The organism is Lentzea indica (assembly GCF_012184385.1).
Classification (GTDB): Bacteria; Actinomycetota; Actinomycetes; order Mycobacteriales; family Pseudonocardiaceae; genus Lentzea; species Lentzea indica.
Window position 1 is genome coordinate 1 of record NZ_VSRL01000360.1, and the last position, 7,137, is coordinate 7,137.

At 71.0% G+C, this 7,137-nt stretch carries 2 protein-coding genes and 1 pseudogene; 1 reads left to right on the forward strand and 2 read right to left on the reverse strand.

Translation table 11 applies throughout. The features are described 5' to 3' along the window. Together FXN61_RS45630 and FXN61_RS45635 are read right to left on the reverse strand one after the other, a co-directional pair. A partial coding sequence (locus tag FXN61_RS45630) for an MFS transporter (RefSeq protein WP_167980052.1) occupies positions 1–947 on the reverse strand: 947 nt, incomplete at its 3' end. A gap of 53 nt (positions 948–1,000) precedes the next feature. After that, positions 1,001–2,851, reverse strand: a complete 1,851-nt coding sequence (locus FXN61_RS45635) for an Hsp70 family protein (protein ID WP_167980053.1) — start codon at positions 2,849–2,851, stop codon at positions 1,001–1,003. Between the two features lie 110 nt (positions 2,852–2,961). On the opposite strand from FXN61_RS45635, the pseudogene FXN61_RS57035 reads away from it, so the two are divergent. Continuing rightward, a pseudogene (locus FXN61_RS57035) lies at positions 2,962–7,137 on the forward strand (ATP-dependent helicase); the annotation flags it as partial.

Below are 7,137 nucleotides of genomic sequence, written 5' to 3' on the forward strand. Positions count from 1 at the left end.
CCGCGACCCCGGACGCCGCCACCACCAGTGACGCGCCGATCGCGAGCACCGGCACGCGGCCCAGCCGGTCCGCCATCCACCCGAACAGCCGGGCTCGCGGCGTACATCGCGGCGACGTGCAGGCTGATCACGACGCCGACCACGCGCAACGACGACCCCGCGTGGTTCATGTGCACCGGCGTCATCGACATCAGCCCGACCATCGCGGTGTGGCACAACATCACTCCAACGAGTGCAAGTCGTGCCATCGGCCCGAGCGATCCCCAGATCCGCAGACCACCGGGACTTCCGCCGCCGGAACAGTGCGGAGATTCAACCGGTCGTGTGCTTTTCACGACGACGAGCGGGTCCGGCCTCAGCCCGAGCTGGATGACCAGCACGGCGACCCCGAGCACCAGAGCCGCCAGCAGGAACGGCCCCACCCCCACCGGCATGCCGAGCCAGGCGGCCACCCGTCCGGCGGGATCGGCGAGGTTGGGGCCGATGATCGCGCCGATCATGGCCGCCCACACCACACGGGAGAGCTCGCGCGCACGGCGTTGGGGCTCGGCCAGATCCGTTGCGGCATAACGGGCCGCGTAGTTCGCGCTGGACGCCCCTCCGAACAGGAGGAGCCCCACCAACAACATTTGCCACAAACCGAGACCCACGGCGACGGCCGCGATCAACGCACCAAGCGCACCCGTGCCATAGCCGAGGATGAGCGCGGGACGACGCCCACGCCGTTGAGCGAGACGAGCACCGGGCAGGGCGAGCAACGCGGCACCGGCGACGGCCGCTGTCTGCGCGAGCCCTCCGACGGCGTCGGAGCCGGACAGCGACGCGGCGATCAGCGTGCTGATCGCGAGGCCGATCGTCACCGACGCGGACCCCAGGATCTGGGTGCCGGTCAGCACGCGAACGACCTTGCGCTGCACGCGTTCGACCTGCGGCGCGACGGTCACCATGATCGCGATGGTGGCACGGCCTGGCCGCGGGCCGACAGGGCCATCAGGGGCGGTTACTCACCCGGCTGCACGGACTTCTCGAAGAAGTCGGCCATTTCGTCCGGCTTGAGCTCGTCGGCGTTCTCCTCGGCGTTCTTCGTGAGGATGCCGAACATGGGGCGCCCCTTGGCGGTGAACACCAGCACGCCGGTGCCGCTCGAAGTGGCCGCGCGGTAACCGCCCTCCAGGCCGTTGCCGGTCCAGTCGGCCTCGACGCGGTCGGTCTGGAAGGACTTCGCGATGGCGTCGGCGTTGTTCTCGGCGCCGGTGACGCTGTCGGTGAGGATGTACTGGACCGAGTAGCCGTCGCGGATCGTGCAGCTGACGACCGTGCCCTTGATCTCCTCCATACCGGTGATCTGCGCGGAGTCGGCCTTCTCGCAGCCGCCGCCGTCCGGCACGTGTCCCGCGAGCTGGCGCAGGCACTTCGTGAAGCCCTGACCGTCCTGCGAGGTGTCGTCCTTGCACTCGTCCGCGCTGGGCAGATCGGGGCCGGAGAACGCGAACGCCGCGCCGATGACGCCCGCCAGCACGAGGACCGCGGCACCGACACCGATGAGGACCTTCTTGTTGTCCTTCTTCGGCGCCTGCTGCTGCGGGAAGTTCATCGGGTAGCTGCCGCTGACCGACGGGTTCACCGAGTACGGCGCGGTGACCGGGTAGGTGCCGCTCGCCGAGTACTGCCCGCTCACGTTCGGGTTGACCGGGAACGAGCCGCTGACCACGGGATTCGGGCCGCTGACGTTCGGGTTCACCGGATGCGGGCCGGTCACGGCGGGGCTGACCGGCGCGGTCACGACCGTGGGCGGCTCGACGAACTTGGGCTTGTCGTCCTCGGGCTTGAGCGTGATCATCGCCCGGTCCACGACCTGCGCGCCGGACGCGACGATCGTCTCCGGGTGGTCGGGGCTGGTCGGGACGATGCCGACCTTCTCCGCGATGACCTGCGCGACCAGCGGCATCCGGCAGGAGCCGCCGACGAGGTAGACGTGCTCCGGCGTGACGCCGGCCTTGCGGACCGTGGAGATGAGGACCTCGGCGCTGCGGATCAGGCTCGGCCGGATCAGCGCCTCGAGCTCGGCGCGCGTGATGACGACCTTCTCGAACGGCTCCGGCATCATCACCTCGACCTGAGGCAGCTCGGAGAGGTCTTCCTTGGCCAGGCGCAGCTCCTCGCGCAGGCCGAGGCGGGCGCGGTGGTCGTCCACGGTGACCGGGCGCAGCAGCCGCTGCCAGCCTGCCGGGTCCTTGTGGGAGACCATGCGGCCGATGTGCTCCAGCAGCGCCTGGTCGATGTCGAGACCGCCGACGTCGCTGAGGCTGCCGTCGGCGAGGATGCGGTGCTCGGAGTCGAGCATGGAGACGTCGAACGTGTCGGCGCCGAAGTCGTAGACCGCGAGCGGACGGCCGCCGCCGAGCGAGGCCACCGCGATGGCCTCGGGAACGGGGACCAGCTCGCCGGTCATGCCCGCGAGCCTGGCCGAGGACAGCAGCTTGTTGCGCCTGCTCGGGCCCCATTCGGCCGGGTGCGTCAGGCGGATCTCGTCGAGCTGCGCGCCTTGGAGCAGCGGCGTGACGGCCTCCATGACGCGCGCGTAGATCGCCGCGAGCGCGTCGTTGACCGGCAGGTTCTGCTCACCGAGCTTGATCGTCGCCTTGTCGATGTGCCGCTTCGGGTTCGCCTCGTAGCGCGACGGGTCCTGGCGCGAACGCCGCTCCGCTTCCCTGCCGACGAGCAGGGCACCGTCCTCGTCGAGGTAGACGGACGAGGGCATGGTGGGCCCACCGTCCACATCCACCACACCGTGGTCGGACAGCACCGCAACCGTGTTGGCGGTGCCCAGGTCGACGGACAGGACGCGCACCGTGCTCCCCTCGAAGGACGTACCGGGGTGATCGTGCCACAGCGGGCATCGGCGGGTGCTCGGACCTGCGCAATCAGAAATTGTCAGACCCGGTTGTCATGATGGTCGGCATGGACGTGATGGAGGCTTTCTCACCGGCGACCAGGCAATGGTTCGCCGGGGCCTTCGCCGCGCCGACCCGGGCGCAGACAGGTGCGTGGGCTGCCGCGGCGGCGGGCGAGCACGCGCTGGTCATCGCCCCGACGGGCTCGGGCAAGACGCTGGCCGCGTTCCTGTGGGCGCTGGACAGGCTGGCTTCGTCCGGCGTTCCGTCGGAACCGAAGCGGCGGTGCCGGGTGCTTTACGTGTCGCCGTTGAAAGCGCTGGCGGTGGACGTCGAACGAAATCTGCGCGCGCCTTTGGCCGGTATCCGGCAGGCCGCGCACAGGCTGGGTGTGACGGAACCGTCGATCATGGTCGGCATGCGGACCGGCGACACGTCCCCCGAGGAACGGCGGGCGTTCGGGCGCACCCCGCCGGACGTGCTGGTGACGACGCCGGAGTCGTTGTTCCTGCTGCTCACCTCGTCGGCGCGCGAGTCGTTGCGCGGCGTGGAGACGGTGATCGTCGACGAGGTGCACGCGGTGGCCGGCACCAAACGCGGCGCGCACCTGGCGTTGTCGCTGGAACGGCTGGACGCTCTGCTCGAACGGCCGGCGCAGCGGATCGGGCTGTCGGCGACCGTGCGGCCGGTCGAGGAGATCAGCACGTTCCTCTCCGGTGGCCGTCCGGTGTCGGTGGTGCAGCCGAAGACCCCCAAGACCATCCAGGTCGAGGTGGAGGTGCCGGTCGAGGACATGTCGCTGCTCGGCCAGCCGACGGGTGAGGTGTCGGGTTCGGCCTCCGGAGCCGAGCAACGCGCCTCCATCTGGCCGTCGGTCGAGGCACGGGTGCTCGAACTGGTGCGGGCGCACCGGTCGACGATCGTCTTCGCGAACTCGCGGCGGCTCGCGGAACGGCTGACCGCGCGCCTGAACGAGCTGGCGGAAGAAGCGGTCGAGATGAAGTCGTTCCCGGCTGAGGCGATCGGTCAGTCGGGATTGACGGTGCAGAAGGCCGCTTCCGTGGCCCGTGCGCACCACGGGTCGATGTCACGTGAGCAGCGCACGGCCGTTGAAGAGGATCTGAAGTCCGGGCGGCTGCCCTGCGTCGTGGCGACGTCGTCGTTGGAGCTCGGCATCGACATGGGCTCGGTCGACCTGGTGGTGCAGGTGGAGGCGCCGCCGTCGGTCGCGTCCGGCCTGCAGCGCGTCGGCCGTGCAGGGCACCAGGTGGGCGCGGTGTCGCGGGGCGTGATGTTCCCGAAGTTCCGCGGCGACCTGGTGTCGTGCGCGGTGGTGGCGGAACGGATGCGTGATGGCGCGATCGAGGCCATCCGGTTCCCGCGCAACCCGTTGGACGTGCTGGCGCAGCACATCGTCGCGATGGTGGCGATGGAGACGTGGACGGTCGAGGAGCTGACGGCGCTGGTGCGGCGGGCGGCGCCGTTCGCGGGCCTGCCCGAGTCGGCGCTGCACGCGGTGCTGGACATGCTGTCGGGCCGGTATCCGTCGGAGGAGTTCGGCGAGCTGCGGCCGCGGATCACGTGGGACCGGGTGAACTCCGAACTACGTGGGCGGCCGGGGTCTCAGCGTCTGGCGGTCACGTCCGGCGGCACGATCCCCGACCGCGGGCTGTTCGCGGTGATGACGCCGCCGTCGGAGAAGTCCGGAGCCGTCGCGCGTCGGTGAGCTGGACGAGGAGATGGTCTACGAGTCGCGGGTCGGCGACACGTTCCTGCTGGGCACGTCGTCGTGGCGGGTCGAGGACATCACGCACGACCGGGTGATCGTGGTGCCCGCGCCGGGTCAGCCCGCGCGGATGCCGTTCTGGAAGGGCGACGCACCGGGCCGCCCGCTGGAACTCGGCCGTGCGATGGGCAGGTTCCTCCGCGAAGTGTCCACAATGGAGGATTCCGCCGCTCGCGAACGGGCCGTGTCCGCCGGCCTTGACGAGTGGGCGACGGACAACCTGCTCGCGTACCTGGGCGAGCAGAAGGAGGCGACGCGGCACGTCCCGAACGACAGAACCGTTCTGGTGGAACGGTTCCGCGACGAGCTGGGCGACTGGCGGCTCGTGGTGCACTCCCCGTTCGGCGCCCAGGTCAACGCTCCGTGGGCGTTGGCGATCGCGGCGCGCCTGCGTGAACGACGCGGTGTGGAGGTGCAGGCGGCACATTCCGACGACGGCATCGTTCTGCGGTTGCCCGATGCTCTGGACTTCGAGGGCATGGAGGTGACGGCGAGCGCGGAGGACGTGCTGCTCGATCCCGACGAGGTCGAGCAGATCGTGGTGGCCGAGGTGGGTGGCTCGGCGCTGTTCGCGGCCCGGTTCCGCGAGTGCGCCGCCCGCTCCCTGCTGCTCCCCCGCCGTGATCCACGCCGGCGCACCCCGTTGTGGCAGCAGCGCCAACGCTCGGCGCAGCTGCTGTCGGTGGCCGCGAAGTACGAGCGCTTCCCGGTGGTCCTGGAGGCCATGCGCGAGTGCCTGCAGGACGTCTACGACGTACCGGGCCTTCGTGAGCTGATGTCGGACGTCCGCGCACGCCGGGTCCGCGTGGTCGAGGTGGAGACGCCGTCACCATCGCCGTTCGCCCGCAGCCTGCTCTTCGGCTACGTGGGCATGTTCCTCTACGAGATGGACGCGCCCCTGGCGGAACGCCGCGCGGCTGCCCTGTCCCTGGACTCGACGCTGCTCGCGGAACTGCTCGGCTCCGAGGCGATCCGCGAGCTGCTCGACCCGGAGGTCATGGCCGAGGTCGAACGCAGCCTGCAACGCCTGGCGGAGGACCGCCGCCCGCGCCACGCCGAGGACACCGCGGACCTGTTGCGGTTCCTGGGAGATCTCTCCGACGCGGAGGCTCTCGAACGCGGCGTGCCCCGCGCGTGGCTGGACGAGCTGGTGTCCGCGCGCAGGGCGATCCGCGTCCGGATCGCCGGTGAGGAACGCACGATCTCGATCGAGGACGCGGGCCGGGTCCGCGACGCGCTCGGCGTCGCGCTCCCCGTCGGTGTCCCGGAAGCCTTCACCGAACCGGTGGCGGATCCGCTGGGCGATCTGCTGAGCCGCTTCGCCCGCACCCACGGCCCGTTCGCCGCCGCGGAACCCGCCGCCCGCTTCGGTCTCGGCGTGGCCGTGGTGACGGCTGTCCTGGAACGGATGGCCGCCACGGGCCGCCTGGTCCGCGGTGAGCTCCGTCCCGGCGGCACGCACACCGAATACTGCGACTCGGACGTGCTGCGCCGCCTCCGCCGGGCTTCGCTGGCCCGTCTGCGTTCCGAGGTGGAACCGGTCGAACCCGCGGCGCTGGGCCGCTTCCTCCCGTCGTGGCACGGCCTCGGTCGCCGGCTGCGCTCGGCACCCACCGTCGACGACGTGTTCTCGGTGGTGGAACAGCTCGCGGGGGCGCCACTTCCCGCCAGTGCCCTGGAATCACTGCTGTTCCCGTCCCGGCTGCCTGGCTACTACCCGGCGCTGCTGGACGAGCTGACCGCGTCCGGCGAGGTGACCTGGACCGGGTGCGGCTCGCTCGCCGGTGGCGACGGCTGGATCGCGCTGGCCCCGACCGATGTGGCCGACCTGCTGCTGCCCGACCTGGTGCCGGAGTCGATCCCGGAGTCGCCACTGCACACCGCGGTCCTGGAAGCACTGTCCGGCGGAGCGCTGTTCTTCCGTCAGGTGGTCGACCGGGTCTCGCTGTCCGTGGAGTGCACGGACGCCGAAGTCGTTGGCACGCTGTGGGATCTGGTGTGGGCGGGCCTGATCACCAACGACACGCTGGGTCCGCTGCGCGCGCTGGTGTCCGGTGGCGGCGCGGCCCACAAACCTCGCCGCAGCGCTCCACGGGGCCGCTACGCCCGGCTGCGCGCCGCTCGTCCCGACATGCCTTCCCGCACAGGTCCGCCGACGGCGGCGGGCCGCTGGTCGCTGGCGGTGAGGCCCGCGGAGGATCCGACCCGCCGGGCGCACGCCCGTGCCGAGGCTTTCCTGGAACGCCACGGCGTGCTGACCCGTGGCGCCCTGGACACCGAACGCGTGACGGGCGGGTTCAGCGGCGTCTACAAGGTTCTGCGGGCGATGGAGGAGTCAGGCCAGGTCATCCGCGGCTACGTCATCGAAGGGGCTGGGCGCCGCCCAGTTCGCGGCGCGAGGTGCGGTGGATCGCCTGCGGGCGCTGTCACGTCCGCCTGGTCAGCCGTCGCAGGCGG